We start from the raw sequence: 18,012 nt of genomic DNA, 5'->3' as shown, positions 1-18,012 counted from the left end.
AAATACTGGACAATCTGCGGCTGGCTTTTAAAATCGGGCCCCTTTGGGTGGCCTGTTGCCTTCCCCCGATTTCGACCCGGCCCGGCCGGTGTGCATGTGAGGTATTTATGACCCAATCCCAACAGCCTTCCGCGAACGCTCCGGGGCCTAGAACCGCGGCCGATTATCAGGCCCAACTCGACGACAAGAGCGCTCGCCTCACCGAGCTGTTTGCCGGCTTCACCCTCCCGGCGCTGGAAGTGCACAGCTCACCGGCGGAGTACTACCGGATGCGCGCCGAATTTCGCATCTGGCACGAGGGGGACGACCTCTTCCACTGCATGTATGCCCCGGCGACCAAAGAGATTATCCGGGTCGACCATTTCCCCACTGCCAGCCGCCTCATCAACCAGCTGATGCCGCTGCTGCTGGAGGGGCTGCGTCCCCATCAGGTGCTGCGTCGCAAGCTGTTCCAGATTGACTACCTCTCCACCCAGTCCGGCCAGCTCATTGTCAGCCTGCTCTATCACCGCAAGCTGGAGGCCGAGTGGCAACAGGCCGCCGAGGCGCTGCAGGCCGATCTGCGCGCCAAAGGGTTCGCGCTGCAGCTGATTGGGCGCGCCCACAAGCAGAAGATCTGTCTGGGGGATGACTTCGTCATCGAGCAGCTCAACGTGGCGGGTCGCCAGCTCACCTACAAACAGGTGGAGAACAGCTTCACCCAGCCCAATGCCGCCATCAACGAGCAGATGCTGGGTTGGGCGCTCGATGTGACCAAGGGGAGCGAAGGGGACCTGCTGGAGCTCTATTGCGGCAACGGCAACTTCTCCATCGCGCTGGCGCAGAACTTCCGCAAGGTGCTGGCCACCGAAATCGCCAAGCCGAGCGTCGACTCCGCTCAGTTCAACATCGCCGCCAACGGCGTCGACAACCTGATCATCCTGCGCATGTCGGCCGAGGAGTTCACCATGGCGATGCGTGGCGAGCGGGAGTTCAACCGCCTCAAGGGGGTCGATCTCAAGAGCTACCAGTGCAACACCATCTTCGTCGACCCGCCCCGCGCCGGTCTCGACGATGCCACAGTCAAGCTGGTGCAGGAGTACGACAACATCCTCTACATCTCCTGCAACCCAGAGACCCTGCAGGCCAACATGGCGGTATTGGGTGAAACCCACGAGATCGCCCGCTTTGCCCTGTTCGACCAGTTCCCCTGGACCCATCACATGGAGGCCGGAGTCTATCTGCGCCGCAAGGCCGGTTGATTCAGGCAGACGGAAAAACAACAACAGGGCCGGATGGCCCTGTTTTGTTATTGGCTGAACATCGGCCTCACTCCAGCCGGAAGTGGCCCACGATCTCTCGCAGCCGATCGTAGGTCTGCTGCATCGCGGCAGAACTGGCCACCGTCGCTTCGCCATTGTGGGTCAGCTGACGGATCACCTCGGCGATGGCGCTCATGTTGCGGTTGATCTCTTCGGCCACCGCGCTCTGCTGCTCCGCCGCCGTGGCGATATGGCTGATGAGATCGTTGATCTCCACCACTTCGCCCGCCATCAGATCCAGCGACTCGTTAACCTTGGTGGTGTTCTCGGCCGCTCCCTGGCAGCGCTGCTTGGTGTTGCCCATGGCATCCACCACCGTCTGGGTGCCCCGTTGCAGGCTGGCCAGCATGGTCTGGATCTCTGCGGTGCTCTTTTGGGTACGGGCCGCGAGGGAGCGCACTTCATCTGCCACCACTGCAAAACCGCGCCCCTGCTCCCCGGCACGGGCCGCCTCGATGGCGGCGTTGAGCGCCAGCAGGTTGGTCTGTTCGGCAATGCTGCCGATCACCCCCAGCACGGAGCCAATCTGCTGCACATCCTGCTGCATGGCCTCGATGGAACGAGCAGTGGCTTCCACTTCGTCCACCAGCGCCATCACGCTGGCCATCGCCTGATCCACTACCTGACGGGACTGGTTCGCCAGTTGCTGGCTCTGACCGGTCAGTTGGGCGGTGCTGGCCGCACTCTCGGAGACGGAGACCGCGGTGCGGCTCATCTCGTCGATGGCGGTCACCACCTGCTCGGTCTCACGCACGTGATCCGCCAGCAGGGACTGAGCGGCGCCAGTCTGACTGGCCAGCCCCTCAATGCCGCTGTTGAGCTGGCCGCTTGCCTGCCGCACCTCTCCCATCATCTCCTGCAACCGCTCGATAAAGCGGTTGATGCCAGCCGAGATCTGGCCAAGGTCATCCTTGCTGGTCACCGCCAACCGGCGGGTGAGATCGCCGCTGCCGCGAGAGAGCTCCAGCACCAGATCCCGCAGCGAGAGGATGGGGCGATAGGCCACGTTGAGCGCCAGCATCGCCAGCACCATCACCACGATCGCCACGCCGCACAGCGCCATGATGATCTGGCCGTTGAGGGCCCGGGTCATGGCTCGGATGTAGTCAAGATCGACGTAGCCGGTCAGCGTCCAGCTGCTGCCGCGAATATCCAGCTGGTTGGGGCGCGCTTCGCTCTCCCCCTGCGGCTTGCTGTCATAGAGGCTGTTGCCCTGACTGTCGGCCAGCGAGAAGTAGCGACCCTCGCCACTCATCTTCTCCAGCAGGCTTTTGAACTCGCTCATGTCGAGGTAATAGAGATAGGCGGAATCGGCGCCGCGCGGCACCAAGATGGTAATGACCGGCTTACCATCCACCTGTTGCAGCGAGCTGACGGTGATCTGGTTGTTGGCGGCGGGGATCAGCTTGCGCAAGGCATCGACCTTGGCGCTGTCGTTGATAACCCCGCCCACGTCGAATGCCATGTCGCCAATCACCTTGACGATGTTGTGAAAACCGGTCTCTTGCAGGGTCTTCTTGACGTTGGTCACCCCGAAATTGAGGTTGGCGGCCAGCAGGATTTTCTGATTGATGTCGCTGGCCAGCTTCTCTTTAACCTGGGTGATCTGCTCGTTGATGTTGTGGGTGGCCTGAGTGCGAATGTAGCCACTGATAAAGTGGTTGACGCTAAGCCCGGTGGTGCCGATGGTGACCAGAATGGCCAACAGCAGCAAGAGGTAAATCTTGACCTTGAATGGCATGGGTTCCCTCCAGAAGGGAGGGCTGGCAACGCCAACCCTCCCTGCCAATCGTTATTTCTTCTTGGCGTACTTCATGGAATCCAAGGCCACCGCCAGAATGATGATGCCGCCCTTGATGATGAACTGCCAGTAAGGGCTGACCCCGATATAGGTCAAACCATAGTTGATCAGGGTAAAGATAAGTACGCCGGTGATCACACCTGCGACAGTTCCCACCCCGCCGGCAAACGACACCCCGCCCACCACGCACGCCGCGATGGCATCCAGCTCGTACATGAAGCCGAGGTTGTTGGTGGCGCTACCGATCCGGCCCGCTTCCAGCATGCCGCCGAAGGCATAGAAGACCCCCGCCAGCGCATAGATCATTACCAGATTGACCGCCACGTTGACGCCGGAGACCTTGGCGGCTTCCGGGTTGCCACCGATGGCGAAGATGTTTTTGCCAAAGCGGGTCTTGTTCCACAGCACCCAGACGAAGACGCTGGCGATGGCGGCATAGAAGGTGAGGTACGAGAGCTTGAATCCTCCGATCCGGATAAAGCCTTGTGCAAAGCTGGAGAAGCGGGGGTCGAAGCCGGCCACCGGGGAGGCACCGACCGAGTCAAAGTAGAGGGAGTTGATGCCGTAGACGATGATCATGGTGCCCAGGGTTGTGATAAAGGGCGTCACGTTCAGGTAGGCCACAATCAAACCGTTGACCAGACCGATCAGCGCACCCACCGCACACACCAGCAGGATCACCACCGGAATGGGCACCTCCCCCAGCGTCGGGAACACCTTGTTGACGTTGGTCAGCGCCTGCAGCATGGTCGCCGCGATGAGTGCCGCCAGACCGACCTGACGACCGGCCGAGAGATCCGTCCCCTGGGTGATGATGATGCCCGCCACGCCCAGCGCGATGATGACCCGCACCGAGGACTGGGTCAGGATGTTGCTGAAGTTGGTGAGGCTCAGGAAGGAGGGTTCCTGGATCACGATGACCATGAGCAGCACCAGCAGCACCAAGTAGATGGCGTTTTCCTTGAGCGCCTGCATCAGATTGAAATTTTTAGCCGACTCCATAAATGTCTTCCTGTCTCTAGAGGTACAGAGATGCCAGGCGCAGTATCTCGCTCTGGTCAGTTTCTTTGGTATTGACGATCCCGGCGACCCGGCCATTGCTCATCACCATGATGCGATCGGTGATCCCCAGCAGCTCGGGCATTTCAGACGAGATGATGATGATGCCTTTGTCCTTCTTCGCCAGCTCCAGGATGAGCTGGTAGATCTCGAACTTGGCCCCGACGTCGATGCCGCGGGTGGGCTCGTCGAGCATCAGGATCTCCGGCTGGGTCAGCAGCCAGCGACCGATGATCACCTTCTGCTGGTTACCGCCGGAAAGAGAGCCTATCTGGGTCTGCTGGGTCGGCGTCTTGACCCGCATGGAGTCGATCACCCACTGGGTATCGCTCTTCATCTTGTTGTCGCTGAGCAGCCCCATGGAGCCTTTGTAGCTGTCCATGTTGGCGATCAGGGAGTTGAAGGCGATGTCGAGCCGGGAGTAGATACCGGTGGAGCGGCGCTCTTCCGTCACCAGTGCAAAGCCGTTGCGGATCGCTTCGTGGGCGTTGTGGTTGGCCACCTCTTTGCCGTGCAGCTTGATGCTGCCCTGGCTGCGATCCCGAATACCGAACAGGGTCTCGACGATATCGGTGCGCTTGGCCCCCACCAGTCCGGCAACGCCGAGGATCTCCCCTTTGTGCAGGTTGAAGGTGATGTCCTGAATGGAGGGCTGGTTCTTCGCCGTCAGGTGTTCGATCTCGAGGATCACCTCTTTCGGCTGGTTGGTTTTTTCCGGGAAGCGCTGGGTCAGTTCACGGCCGACCATCATGCCGATGATCTGATCCATGGTCATGCCCTTGAGCGGCTGGGTTGCCACCCACTGACCATCCCGCAATATGGTGATCTCGTCACAGAGCTGGAAGATCTCCTCCATCTTGTGAGAGATGTAGACGATGCCGCACCCCTTATCCTTCAACTTGTTGATGATCTTGAAGAGGTGGTTCACCTCTTTCTCGGTCAGCGAGGAGGTGGGTTCGTCCATGATGACGATCTTGGCGTCGTAGGAGAACGCCTTGGCGATCTCGATCATCTGCATCTGGGAGACCGACAGGGTCGCGACCTTCACTTTGGGGTCGATGTCGATGTCCAGCTCATCGAAGATGCGCTTGGTGTCGTCATACATCTTGCCGTGGTCGATAAACCACCCCTTGGTGGGGTAGCGGCCGAGCCACATGTTGTCCATCACGGTACGCTGCAGCACCAGGTTGAGCTCCTGATGCACCATGGAGACGCCATTTTCCAGCGCCTCTTTGGAGGAGGTGAAGTTGATCTCCTGCCCCTTGAAGAAAATCTTGCCCTGATCTTTCTCGTAAATGCCGAACAGGCACTTGAGCAGCGTGGATTTTCCCGCTCCGTTCTCGCCCATCAACGCATGCACAGAATGAGGACGGACCCGTAAATTGACATTATCGAGTGCCTTGACGCCGGGAAAGCTCTTACTGACGTCAATCATCTCCAACAGCCATTCTGATTGTTGCTGTGTTGTCATATCAGCCATCACATCTGGTTGAAAAAAGGGCAAGGGGATCTCCCTTGCCCTGGAGGAGGGAATTATTCGAATTGAGACAGGTTGTCTTTATCCACACCCACGTAGGCAACGCGCACTACCTTGTTGTCGATCTTCCAGTTGGTGCCTTCACCGGCCGGTTTGCCTTCAGCCAGGTTCTTGGTCAGCTCGAAGGTAGCTTTGGCCTGGTTGGCCGCATCGTTCAGCACAGTACCCGCCATGGCACCGCTCTTGACCATGGCCAGCGCTTCCGGCAGGGCATCGACGCCGAACACCGGGATGGCGGTCTTGCCCTGGGCTTTCAGCGATTCGACTGCACCCATTGCCATGCCATCGTTGTTGGCGATGACCACTTCGATCTTGCTAGCGTTGGGGCCGGAGATCCAGGCGTCCATCTTGTCTTTCGCCATGGCGGTATCCCACATACCTGTATCCATGTGCAGCTGCTGCGTCTTCACGCCGCCATCGTTCAGGGTCTTGATCACGTAGGAGGTACGCGCTTCCGCGTCCGGGTGGCCCGGCTCGCCCTTCAGCAGCACGAACTGGATCACGCCATCCTTGTTGAGATCCCAGGCCGGATTGGCTTTCCAGTGCTTGGCGATCAGCTGGCCCTGGATGATCCCTGACTCCTTGGAATCGGTCCCCACGTAGTAGGCCTTGTCATAGCTGGCCAGATCGGTAGCGCTCGGCTCCTTGTTGTAGAAGACCACCGGGATATCTTCACCACGGGCCTTCTCAATCACCACCGGCGCCGCAGCCGGGTCAACCAGGTTGATGGCCAGTGCCTTCACCCCTTTGGCCAGCAGTACGTCGATCTGGTCGTTCTGCTTGGACTGGTCGTTCTGGGAGTCGTTCATCAGCAGTTCCACACCCGGGGTGGCTGCCGCCTCCTTCTCGATGGCCTTGCGCACGACCGCCATGAAGTTGTCATCGTATTTGTAGACGGTTACCCCGATACGGGTGTCAGCCTGGGCATTGGCTCCAGCCATCATGCCCATCAGCAGGGCGGCAACGGTGGTCAGTTTTTTCATTGTGTGTGCTCCGATATATCTATCTGTGTTGTAGGGTGGCGAGCAATTGAGCAAGCGCCAATCAATGTAATCATTTTGTTGTCATTGCGTCTGTGATCATGACGACAAAATGAAAACGATTACACTCTGTTACATTGAATGTTTATGTCTATTTTTCAAATACATAAAAACAAAAACCAGCTTTGAGACTCAATTTTTCTCACAGCGTGGAGGCGAGTCGTTACTGGCCTGTTGTGAAAACGGTTCAACAAAGGGTGCAGCCCCAGCGGTAATGGCGCCCAAGCAGTTGATACTCAGGACGCACGCTCTGGCTCCAGGAGTCATCGCCGCCCACCCCCATGTGGGCGCCATCGAGACAGACCCACAGCCCCTCTTCGGCCACCAAATCGCTCTGGTGACGGGCGGCCGCCAGCTGTTGCTGGCTGAAGCGGCTGGCACTGAAATGGAAGGCGCCACTCACCGTCGTGCAGCCCAGCTGCAGCTGACGGGTATCGCAGCGCAAGCCGTTGTCGCTCGGGAAGACGTAAGGGGTGTGCATGGCCTCCAGCGGCAGGCTCCAGCGCCCCAGATCGGCGCCCAACAGGCGATCCGGATAGTTTTCGTGCGGACCGCGCCCCAGCCATTCGGCCCGCGCCGGTACCTCGGCCAGATGAAGCAGCAGACCGATCCGCGGTAGCGACGGCAGCGCCTGCGCCAGCTCGGTCGCTATCTCCAGGCTCATGGTGCCATCGTCGGCAAAGCGGTGATGCCAGTGGCTCACCAGCAGCAGTTCATCGTGGTGGAAATAGCCGTGACTGACCCGGATATCCGCTCCGGCGACCGCAATCCCCAAACAGCGGTGCTGCCACTGGCCGAGGCCACACGCCTGCCAGCGGGCAATCCAGGAGTTGGGATCGGCGTGATCCGCCTCGCTGGTGCCGATGTCGTTGTCGAGCGGCGCGCGGTAGCAGTGATCCATGATCGGTGCCAGCAACTGCTCCTGCCCCGATTTTTGCCAACTGGTGATGCGACCGCTCTGCTTGTCGAGCCGCCACTGGCTGTTTGCGGCGCAGACTCGCCAACTATCCGGCTGCTCGGTCAGGGTGGCGGCAGCAACTGCCGTTGGCAGGGCCAGCGGGGTCGGCAGGGTGAACTGCTGGCGGGCGACCTTGTGATCCGCCTGCGACCAGAGAGTGGCCTGTGGCTGAACGATGGCCAGATCGAGCCAGGCCAGTGAGCCTGCCGCAAAGGCGGGCAGCGTCTCGCTCAGGGTCAACTCGACCGCCCCCTGCGGCGCCAGTTCAAGGGAGATCTCCCCCTGCTGCTGCACATGGCCGTTCTCGCACAGCTGCCAGCACAGCCGCTCGTTATCGGTGGCGCGGAACAGGTATTCGCTCTCGATCCGCACCCGCAGCGGGGTGTGCTCAAGCAGGGTGAAGCGGAACGGCTGCTGGGCGCGCTTCGCCTCGAACAGGGCGGGATGGGGGGTGCGATCCGGGAACAGCAGGCCGTTGCAGCAGAATTGGCGATCGTTTTGCACATCGCCAAAATCGCCGCCATAGCCCCAGTAGTGGCGGCCATCGGCGGTGTATTTGTCGAGCCCCTGATCGACCCAATCCCAGACAAAGCCCCCCTGCAACCGCGGATGATCGCGAAACGCCTGCCAATAGTGGGCGTAGCCCCCAGGCTGTTGCCCATGGCGTGGGCATATTCGCAGAGGATCAGCGGCCGGTGCTCGCCGGGCAGGCCGATCCACTTGGCCAACGCCCACTTGGGCACCGCCGGGAACGGTTGATCCTGATGAGTTCTGGCATACATGGGGCAGATGATGTCGGTGGCCGGAGTATCGGCCCCCCTCGTACTGCACCGGGCGGCTTGGATCGCTGCGCTTGATCCAGCCATACATGGCATCGTGGGCCGGGCCGTAACCCGACTCGTTACCAAGCGACCAGATGATGATCGAGGGATGGTTGAAATCCCGTGCCACCATGCGGGTCGCCCGCTCCAGAAAAGCGTTGCTCCAGGCGGGATCCCGCGCCAACCTCCCCATGGGGGTCATGCCGTGGGTCTCCAGATTCGCCTCGTCCACCACATAGAGGCCGAGCCGGTCGCAGAGGCGATAGAAGTCGGGGTGGTTGGGATAGTGGGAGCAGCGCACCGCATTGAAGTTGTGCCGCTTCATCAGCAGCAGATCCCGCTCCATAGTGGCGCGATCGATGGCATAACCCTTGGCGGGATGGTGTTCATGGCGGTTGGCACCGCGAATGAGCAGCGGCTGGCCGTTGACCCGCAGCAGGCCGCCACGGATCTCCACCACCCGAAAGCCCACATCACACGCCTCACTCTCGATGGCTTGGCCCTGCTCGTCCAGCAAGGTCAGGGTCAGGCGATAGAGATGGGGCGTCTCGGCGCTCCACTTGCGCGGCGCAGCCACATCGAGCCACAGTTCGGCGCGATCGTCATAAGCCCCTTTTTCGTCAATGGCTTGGGTGCCGATCGGCTGACGCAGGGTCGCGACCCGCTCGCCGCCGTCATAGAGATTGGCCTCCACCGACAGACCGGCCGCATTAGCCACCTGCAGGGCGATCTTGAGACGGCCATCCCGATAGCAGGCATCCAGCTCGGGGGTCACCCGGATATCCATCAGATGGCGGGCCGGTTTGTGCAGCAGGCTGACGGAGCGGAAGATCCCCGACAGCCACCACATATCCTGATCTTCCAGATAGGAGCCGTCGGACCAGCGCAGCACCAGCACTGCCAGCCGGTTACGACCAGCCTGCAGATATGGGGTCAGCTCGAACTCGGCGGGCAGCCGGCTGTCCTGGGAGTAGCCGACCCAGTGGCCGTTGCAAAAAAGGTGGAAGGCACTGCTCACCCCGTCAAAGATGATCCGGCTCTGGCCGCTGGCCAGCCAGTCGGCGGGCAGTTCGAACTCGCGGGAGTAGCAGCCGGAGGGGTTCTCTGCCGGCACCCGCGGTGGATCGCAGGGAAAGGGGTACTTGATATTGGTATAGATGGGGCCATCGGTGAGCGGCCGCGCAGCCGGATAGGCGGCATCCAGCTGCCAGTTGCCCGGCACTGTAATGGGGGAAGCATCCCCCAGATCCTGCGCCAGCCAGCTATCGGGCACCCGTTCGGGGGCGGCAAAGAAGGAGAAGCGCCACTCGCCATCGAGCAAGAGACGGGAGGAAGAGGCCAGATCACCTCTGGCATCATCTTCACTGCGCCAGCTGAACATGGGGGTATGGGCAGCCAGCCGGTTTACCGACGTAATGGCCTGGGTCTGCCAATCCTGACGCGCCACTATCTCCCTGAGCATTCACTCTCTCCCTGCTGATTGGAAAACGTATTCAGTCTAGAGAAGTATGACGCAGGGAACGGCGATCTCGCTCACATAGATGTAAACGATTACACTGATTTTGTTAAGTAAAACGGAGTAAAAAAAGATTAAAAATAGGTAAAACAATAATTGCGCAGGAAACGGCCCCGAACAGGGCCATAAAAGGAGGTTATCAGGCCCGAACCGGTGCCACCGAGTGGCGATTGATCAGGGTGGGGGTATAGATCCGGCTCTGGGTCGCTTCACTCTCCCCCGCCGCCAGCTGAATGGCCAGCTTGGCTGCCTGGGCCGCCATCAGCTCGATGGGATAGCGCATGGTGGAGAGCTTGGGCCTCAGGTATCTGGCAGAGATGATGTCATCGAAGCCCACCACCGAGACCTCCTCCGGCACTCGCAGGCCGTTGTCCGCCAGCACGGAGATGACGCCAGCCGCCATGGCATCGTTATAGGCAACCACCGCGGTCACCTTGAGCCCCTTGGCCAGCAGGTTAAGCATGGCGCGCTCGCCCCCCTCCTCGTTCGGCGTGCCGCTCTCGATCAGCTCCGGATCGGCAGCCAGACCCGCCTCCATCAGTCCATCCTGATAACCCTGCAGGCGCAAGCTGGCATCCTCGATGGCGTGATCGGAGCTGATAAAGGCGATATGGCGGTGGCCCAACTCGATCAGATGGCGGGTCGCCGTGGCGGCACCCAACCGGTTGTTGAGGGCGATGCAGCGCCCCTTGAGGGCCGGAATATCGCGGTTGATCAGCACCATGCCGGGCACCCGCATGGCGTAATCGTAAAGCTCTTCGTCGCTCAACGCCTTGCTGTGCACCACCAGCGCCTCGCAGCGTTTGCCGATCAGCAGCTCGATCGCTTCACGCTCCTGACGCGCCTTGTGAAAACCGTTACCCATCAGCAGATGAAGGTTCTGCTCAACGGCGATGCCGGAGACTCCCTTCAACAGTGCACCGAAGAAGGGATCGGCCACGTCACCGACCACCACCCCCATGGTGTCGCAAGTCTGGTTGACCAGTGCCCGCGCGTTGGCGTTGGGGGTGTAGCCCAGTTCGGCCATGGCCTTCTGCACCACTTCGCGAGACGCGGCGCTGGCCTTGGGGGAGTTGTTCATCACCCGTGAAACCGTTGCCACCGACACATTGGCCAAACGGGCGACATCCTTGATGGTGCTCATGCTGTTTTCACTTATTTCACTGTGCAATAGAGCGCCATTATACCCAGCAAACCCATTGAAAACAGGGGTGAAATAAATATCTGCTGTCAGGATAATCACAAAAACAGTGTAATCGTTTACACTTTTTTGCAAGCAAGCTCACAGTTTGGCCGCCACACCCTCGGCTAGACTCCTTCCAGACACTTTTTCAGTGGAGAGCAAGATGAACGTTCTGGTCACCGGCGGTTGCGGATATATCGGCAGCCACACCTGTCTGGCCCTGCAAGCGGCAGGCATGAATCCCGTGGTGGTCGACAACCTCGGCAACAGCAAACGCAGCGTGCTGGCACGAGTCGCCGCCATCAGCGGCCAGCAACCCCTGTTCTATCAAGGGGATATTCGCGATGCCGCCCTGCTGGACAGGATCTTTGCCGAACAGCAGATCGATGCGGTGATCCACTTTGCCGCCCTCAAAGCGGTCGGTGAATCGACCCGCATTCCACTGGATTACTACGAGAACAACCTCGGCGGCACCCTCACCCTGCTGCAGGCGATGAAACGGGCCGGCGTGCACAATCTGGTGTTCAGCTCCTCGGCGACCGTCTACGGCGATCCGGCCAGCCTGCCGATCCGCGAGGATTTCCCCCGCAGCGCCACCAACCCCTACGGGCGATCCAAGCTAATCATCGAGGAGATCCTCGAGGATCTGCAGTTGGCCGAGCCGCACTGGAGCATGACCCTGCTGCGCTACTTCAATCCGGTCGGCGCCCACGAATCGGGCACCATGGGTGAAGACCCGCAAGGAATCCCCAACAACCTGATGCCCTATATCACCCAGGTTGCCATCGGCCGTCGCGACTGTCTCTCGGTCTTTGGAAACGATTACCCTACTCTGGACGGCACCGGTGTGCGCGACTATATCCATGTGATGGATCTCGCCGAAGGACACGTCAAGGCGCTGCAGCACTGCGCCGGCAAGGGTGGCGTGCACACCTACAACCTGGGCACAGGTCAGGGCCAGAGCGTGTTGCAGCTGGTCGCAGCCTTCTCCAATGCCTGCGGCAAGCCGCTACCGTTTCGCATCGAACCGCGCCGCCCGGGCGACATCGCCGCCTGCTGGGCCGACCCGGCCAAGGCGCAGCGCGAGCTGGGCTGGCAGGCGACTCGCAACATCGACGCCATGTGTGCCGACAGCTGGCGCTGGCAATCCGCCAACCCGAACGGTTACGAGGAGTAGGCCTGCCTGCTCCCCGTTAATAAACGACTTTAATTTTCCATACTTTATTCAGGAGAGATGATGTTCAACCCCGTCGATCATCCCCATCGCCGCTTTAATCCGCTGACCGGCCAGTATGTGCTGGTCTCGCCCCACCGGGCCAAACGCCCCTGGCAGGGGCAAGTGGAGAAGGTAAGCCAGGCCCCCAAACAGGCCCACGATCCCGACTGCTTCCTCTGCGCCGGCAACACCCGGGTCACCGGTGATATCAACCCCGACTATCAGGGCACCTTCGTTTTTACCAACGACTTCGCCGCCCTGATGCAGGATACCCCGGCCGCCGATAGCGCCAGCGATCCTCTGCTCAAGCTGGAAGCCGCCCGCGGCACCAGCCGGGTCATCTGCTTCTCGCCGGATCACGGCAAGACCCTGCCCGAGCTGCCGCTGCCCGCCATCGAGGGGGTGATCACCACCTGGATGGATCAGGTCGCCGAGTTGTCAGCCCAGTGGGAGTGGGTGCAGGTCTTTGAAAACAAAGGGGCCGTTATGGGCTGCTCCAACCCGCACCCCCACGGCCAGATCTGGGGCAGCGACTTCCTGCCCAACGAGATCGCCCGCGAAGAGCAGCACCAGCGCGACTGGCTGGCCGAGCATGGCCGCCCCATGCTGCTGGAGTATGTGGAGCGGGAGCTGGCAGATCGCTCGCGTATCGTGGTGGAGACCGAGCACTGGCTCGCTGTGGTCCCCTTCTGGGCCGCCTGGCCGTTCGAAACACTGCTGCTGCCCAAGGCGCACGTCCCCTCCATGCTGAACCTGACCCAGGCTCAGCAACAGGATCTGGCGGTGGCGCTCAAGGAGCTCACCAGCCGTTACGACAACCTGTTCGAGTGCAGCTTCCCCTACTCCATGGGCTGGCACTTTGCACCGCCCAAATCGGATTGCCCCGAGGCGTGGCAGCTGCACGCCCACTTCTATCCGCCCCTGCTGCGCTCCGCCACGGTGCGCAAATTCATGGTCGGCTTCGAGATGCTGGCCGAGACCCAGCGTGACCTTACCCCCGAGCAAGCCGCCGAACGGTTGCGTGCCCTGAGCCCCATTCACTACACCCAGACCAGCCACACCAATGAGGAGGCCCTATGACCCCCAGCCAACGTGTCAGCACCGTGTTTGCCGAGCAATTTGCCAAAGCGCCCGATCTGCTGGTGCGCGCCCCCGGTCGCGTCAACCTCATCGGTGAACATACCGACTACAACGACGGCTTCGTGCTGCCCTGCGCCATCGACTACGAGACCTGCGTCGCCATCGGCCTGCGCCATGACCAGCAAGTGCAGGTGATCGCCGCCGACTACGACAACCAGCGCGACCAGTTCGACCTCGACCAGCCCATCGAGCATCACCCCAGCCAGCGCTGGAGCGACTACATCCGCGGCGTGGTGAAGTATCTGCAAGCGCGTGGTTATGCCCTGCGCGGCCTCGATCTGGTGGTTTCCGGCAACGTGCCGCAGGGAGCGGGGCTCTCCTCCTCCGCCTCGCTGGAAGTAGCCATCGGTCAGGCCTTCAAGGAGGCGCTGGGGCTCGACATCAGCCAGGCGGAGATCGCCCTCAACGGCCAGCAAGCGGAGAACAAGTTCGTCGGCTGCAACTGCGGCATCATGGATCAGATGATCTCCGCCAGCGGCAAAACCGATCACGCCCTGCTGCTCGACTGCCGCTCGCTGGAGACCCGGCTCATCCCCATGCCGGCGGATCTGGCAGTGCTGATCGTCAACTCCAATGTGCGCCGCGGTCTGGTGGACAGCGAGTACAACACCCGCCGCCAGCAGTGCGAAGCTGCCGCCCGTCACTACGGGGTCAAGGCGCTGCGCGACCTCGATCTGACCGGACTGGAAGCGGGCAAGGCCGGGCTGGATGATGCTTGCTACCGCCGTGCCCGTCACATCGTCGGTGAAAACGCCCGCACCCTGGCGGCCGCCGATGCGCTGGCGAGCCACGATCTGACCCGCCTCGGCGAGCTGATGGCCGGGTCGCACGCCGCCATGCGCGACGACTTCGAGATCACCGTGCCCGCCATCGATGGTCTGGTGGAGATCATCAAGGCTAAAATCGGCACCGATGGCGGCGTGCGGATGACTGGCGGCGGCTTCGGCGGCTGCGTGGTCGCCCTGCTGCGCCCGGAGAAAGTAGCCGAGGTGATCGCCGCGGTCGAGGCGGAGTATCCGGCCATCTCGGGCCTCAAGGCCGACTGCTACGTCTGCCGCGCCAGCGCGGGGGCGGGAAAACTATGAGCCCATTTATGATGCAGGCCGACGGCTACGTCTGCCGGATCGGCAACACAGGTGCAGGCAAGTTATGAGCAGCGCCATGATCCCATTCGAGCTGGAAAATGAAGAGGGGCTGCGGCTGCGCGGCCTCGATTTCGGCGCCACCCTCACTTCCCTCACCCTGCCGGTGGCTGGCCAGCGCCGTGAAGTGCTGCTGGGCTGTGCCGACGACGCCTATCCCACCCAGCAGGTGTGGCTGGGTGCGGTGGCGGGGCGATTTGCCAACCGCATTGGCGGCGCCGAGCTGGTGCGCGATGGCGAGCGCTGGCCGCTGGATGCCAATCAGGCACCCAACTGTCTGCACGGCGGGCAGGCTGGCTTTCATCGCCAGCGCTGGCAAATCAGGGAGCTGGAGGCAGACCGGATCAAGCTGGCGTTGCTTTCCCGTAGCGGGGACCAAGGCTTTCCCGGCAATCTGCGGGTGACGCTGGAGTATCGGTTGGAGCAGAGCGATCTGGTGGTGGATTTCATCGCCAGCACGGATGCAGCGACCCCGGTCAGCCTCACCAGCCACGCCTACTTCAATCTCGATGAGAACCCGGACGGTGGTGATGTGCGTGACCACCTTATCAGCATCAATGCCGACCACTTCCTGCCGACCGACCCGAGCGGTTTGCCGATCGCCATCACCCCGGTGGAGGGATCGTTCGATCTGCGCCGCGCCCGCCCCATCGGTCAGGAGTGGCTGAGCCATCCCCAACAGCAACAGGCCAAGGGGTACGATCACGCGTTCCTGCTCAACGGCCCGGCGCAGCAGTGGGCCGCTCGCGTGGTGTCGGGTGACAGGCAGCTAACGATGGAGGTCTATACCAACCAACCCTCGCTGCAGTTCTATACCGGCAACTGGCTGGCCAACACGCCCAACCGCAGCGGCCAGTCGCACCGGGATCACGACGGCTTCTGTCTTGAGGCGCAACAACTGCCGGACAGCCCCAATCGCCCCGAGCTGGGCAACCCCTGGCTGCTGCCGGACGGGCGTTATCACCACCAGACCCGCTACCGTTTTATCCGCGACTGACTTAAAGATTTCATGATTTTTACATAGCCTCAGCAGTCACAATCGAGCAAGATAAGCCGCCCCGAGACCCTCCCGGGGCGTTTTTACATCAACGAAGTTAAGGATTGTTTGTTCGATGACTGACACCTATAGCCTGCTGGTCGCCTTTATTCTGGGCGTCGTAGAGGGGCTGACCGAGTTCCTCCCCGTCTCCTCCACCGGCCACATGATTATCGTCGGCCATCTGCTGGGCTTTGAAGGGCCCAAGGCCGCCACCTTCGAAGTGGTGATCCAGCTTGGCTCCATCCTCGCCGTGGTTGCCGTGTTCTGGCGCCGCCTGTTTGGCCTGATTGGCATCCACTTCGGCCAGAAGCCGGAACCGGGCCACGCCACCCTGTCGCTGGTGCATGTCATCCTCGGCATGCTGCCCGCCATCGTGGTTGGCCTCGCCGTGCACAGCTGGATCAAGGCCAATCTGTTTGGCCCGCAGACCGTGATGTACGCACTGGTCGCCGGCGGCATCTTGCTGATCATCGCCGAGAAGTTCCGCCCGGCGGTTCGCTCCGAAACCCTGGATGACATCAGCTACAAGCAGGCGTTTGGCATCGGTCTGTTCCAGTGTCTGGCCCTGTGGCCCGGTTTCTCCCGCTCCGGCGCCACCATCAGTGGTGGCATGCTGATGGGGATCAGCCGTCACGCCGCCGCCGAGTTCTCCTTCATCATGGCGGTGCCCATGATGATGGCGGCCAGTGGGCTTGATCTCTACAAGAGTCGCGACTTCCTCTCGATGGCCGACTTCCCGATGTTTGCAGTGGGCTTTATCACCGCCTTCGTGGTCGCCATGATCGCCATCAAGAGCTTCCTGGCGCTGATCCGCCGCCTCGACTTCATCCCGTTCGCCATCTACCGCTTTATCGTGGCGTTCGCCGTCTATCTGCTGTTTGTCGCCTGACCGGCAGCCTGCCATGAAATGACAAAAGGGACCAGTTTGGTCCCTTTTTCTATGGTGCCATGGAGCTCAGTAGAGGTGCTGACTGATGCCGTTAAGCAGCCGCGACAACCCCTTGGTGAACTGCACCGGCGCATCCTGCACCGTGTAGCAGAGACAGCCCTCCGGCGTGTGTGGACTGTGGGAGTGGCTGGCATCGCGCCAGATAAAATCTCCCGCCTTGTAAAGGGTATCGCCATCCTCGATAGTGCCCGCCAGCAGCAGGGTCAGCTCATAGCCCTGATGGGTGTGCTCGGGGATGCGACCGCCCGCTTCGATATGGAGCAGGCTGGCACGGGCACCCATCTCATCGAGCGGCAGACTTTGCTGACGAATGGCCCCGATATGGCGCCACTTGGGCGAACGGTAGCGGGCCAGCACCCGTGGCAAACGGTAGGCCTGACCGGCCACCTCCAGCTCGCCGGGCTGGGCTCGGGGCTGGTCGTGTGTTGGCTCGGAGAGGGGCTCTGCCAGCGGCTGCGCCAGAATATCCGCCAGCATGGCGTCGAATCCGGCATCCAGCGCTACTTCATCGCTGGGGGCCAGCTCGGGCTCTGCGGGCGAGGCAAGATATTGCTGCGCCAGCTCCTCTTCGAATGTTTTGAGTCGGGCAGCACAATCGGGGCAGAGTTCACAGTGAGCGGAGAGCCCCACCGCCAGCGGCAGAGGGAGCTCGTCGGCGGCGAAGGCGCGCAGCATAGGGTCGGTCGGATGGGCTTTAATCATGGCCTTGCTCCACTTGCTCTTTCAGTTTCTGTAACGCCAACCGGAGGCGGGACTTGATAGTGCCGAGCGGCACGCCGAGTCGCTCCGCCAACTCCTGCTGGGAGAACTCCTGCAGATAGATGCCGCGCACCACCTGCTGTTGCGGCTCCGGCAGGGTGCCCAGATAGTGGGCCATCTGACGGGTCAGCACCGCATCCTCACCGCCGCTCAGGTGCTCCTCTTCGGCCTGAAACTCCAGCACCGGCCACAGCTCCTCGGCACAGAGATCCTCCTTGCTGGCGCGACGACGGCGCAGCATGTCGAAGCACTGGTTGCGCATCACGGTGTAGATCCAGGTGGTCGGCGCCCCCTTCTCGGGGTGGTAGAGGCGCGCTTTCTGCCACACCAGCAGCATGGTCTCCTGCACCAGCTCCATGGCGTTGGCTTCGCTGCCGAGGTGGCGCAGGCCGTAGCTGCGAATACGCGGCGCAAAGTGTTGGAACAGGCGGGCAAAAGCAGCCTTGTCGGCCTGCTCTGCCACCCTGATCAGCAGAGATTTGAGATCGCCATCCGGGTTATCCATCACGGGCGAGGTCCTGCGTATGGTCGAGTGTGGTTGGCCAGTATAT

General features: G+C 61.4%; 14 protein-coding genes. 6 read left to right on the top strand and 8 right to left on the bottom strand.

The features are described from left to right. Window positions 1-107 precede the first annotated feature (107 nt). Entirely contained in the window at window positions 108-1,241 is a 1,134-nt protein-coding gene (gene trmA / locus NMD14_00570) for a tRNA (uridine(54)-C5)-methyltransferase TrmA (GenBank protein XEI33026.1), read from the top strand. A 67-nt stretch (window positions 1,242-1,308) separates the two neighbouring features. Here the strand turns inward: trmA and NMD14_00565 are convergent, their stop codons facing one another. The 6 genes from NMD14_00565 to NMD14_00540 form a co-directional block, all read right to left on the bottom strand. Continuing rightward, window positions 1,309-3,042 (bottom strand): methyl-accepting chemotaxis protein, encoded by a 1,734-nt coding sequence (locus tag NMD14_00565; GenBank protein XEI33025.1) that lies wholly within the window; start codon window positions 3,040-3,042, stop codon window positions 1,309-1,311. A 51-nt stretch (window positions 3,043-3,093) separates the two neighbouring features. After that, window positions 3,094-4,104, bottom strand: coding sequence for a galactose/methyl galactoside ABC transporter permease MglC (gene mglC, locus NMD14_00560; GenBank protein XEI33024.1), 1,011 nt, complete (start codon window positions 4,102-4,104; stop codon window positions 3,094-3,096). Between the two features lie 16 nt (window positions 4,105-4,120). Further along, window positions 4,121-5,641, bottom strand: a complete 1,521-nt coding sequence (gene mglA / locus NMD14_00555; protein XEI33023.1) for a galactose/methyl galactoside ABC transporter ATP-binding protein MglA — start codon at window positions 5,639-5,641, stop codon at window positions 4,121-4,123. Between the two features lie 53 nt (window positions 5,642-5,694). Beyond that, window positions 5,695-6,681, bottom strand: a complete 987-nt coding sequence (mglB, locus tag NMD14_00550) for a galactose/glucose ABC transporter substrate-binding protein MglB (protein ID XEI33022.1) — start codon at window positions 6,679-6,681, stop codon at window positions 5,695-5,697. Window positions 6,682-6,925: 244 nt separating this feature from the next. Further along, window positions 6,926-9,979 carry a beta-galactosidase gene (locus NMD14_00545; protein XEI33021.1) on the bottom strand — a complete coding sequence of 1,018 codons (3,054 nt, stop codon included), beginning with the start codon at window positions 9,977-9,979 and terminating at the stop codon, window positions 6,926-6,928. Between the two features lie 193 nt (window positions 9,980-10,172). Then, on the bottom strand, window positions 10,173-11,177 hold the full coding sequence (locus tag NMD14_00540) for a substrate-binding domain-containing protein (protein ID XEI33020.1): 1,005 nt from the start codon (window positions 11,175-11,177) through the stop codon (window positions 10,173-10,175). Between the two features lie 202 nt (window positions 11,178-11,379). Between NMD14_00540 and galE the strand changes: the two genes are divergently transcribed. The 5 genes from galE (at window position 11,380) to bacA (ending at window position 16,642) form a co-directional block, all read left to right on the top strand. Continuing rightward, entirely contained in the window at window positions 11,380-12,393 is a 1,014-nt protein-coding gene (gene galE, locus NMD14_00535; GenBank protein XEI33019.1) for a UDP-glucose 4-epimerase GalE, read from the top strand. A 60-nt stretch (window positions 12,394-12,453) separates the two neighbouring features. Next, on the top strand, window positions 12,454-13,512 hold the full coding sequence (locus NMD14_00530) for a UDP-glucose--hexose-1-phosphate uridylyltransferase (protein XEI33018.1): 1,059 nt from the start codon (window positions 12,454-12,456) through the stop codon (window positions 13,510-13,512). Then, entirely contained in the window at window positions 13,509-14,657 is a 1,149-nt protein-coding gene (galK, locus tag NMD14_00525) for a galactokinase (GenBank protein XEI33017.1), read from the top strand. Before NMD14_00530 ends, galK begins: the two co-directional genes overlap by 4 nt. A 64-nt stretch (window positions 14,658-14,721) precedes the next feature. Then, window positions 14,722-15,711: a galactose-1-epimerase gene (gene galM / locus NMD14_00520; GenBank protein XEI33016.1), complete on the top strand. Its 990-nt coding sequence runs from the start codon at window positions 14,722-14,724 to the stop codon at window positions 15,709-15,711. Window positions 15,712-15,826: 115 nt separating this feature from the next. After that, window positions 15,827-16,642: an undecaprenyl-diphosphate phosphatase gene (gene bacA, locus NMD14_00515; GenBank protein ID XEI33015.1), complete on the top strand. Its 816-nt coding sequence runs from the start codon at window positions 15,827-15,829 to the stop codon at window positions 16,640-16,642. A gap of 66 nt (window positions 16,643-16,708) precedes the next feature. On the opposite strand, the gene NMD14_00510 is transcribed toward bacA, so the two are convergent. After that, entirely contained in the window at window positions 16,709-17,404 is a 696-nt protein-coding gene (locus NMD14_00510) for a ChrR family anti-sigma-E factor (GenBank protein XEI33014.1), read from the bottom strand. After that, window positions 17,397-17,966, bottom strand: a complete 570-nt coding sequence (locus NMD14_00505; GenBank protein ID XEI34682.1) for a sigma-70 family RNA polymerase sigma factor — start codon at window positions 17,964-17,966, stop codon at window positions 17,397-17,399. Before NMD14_00505 ends, NMD14_00510 begins: the two co-directional genes overlap by 8 nt. Between the last annotated feature and the right edge of the window lie 46 nt (window positions 17,967-18,012).

The sequence above is a fragment of the Aeromonas veronii genome (genome assembly GCA_041319085.1).
GTDB classification, from domain to species: Bacteria; Pseudomonadota; Gammaproteobacteria; order Enterobacterales; family Aeromonadaceae; genus Aeromonas; species Aeromonas veronii_F.
The sequence above is the reverse complement of the archived record's forward strand: the minus strand, read 5'-3'. Positions and strand labels throughout refer to the sequence as shown.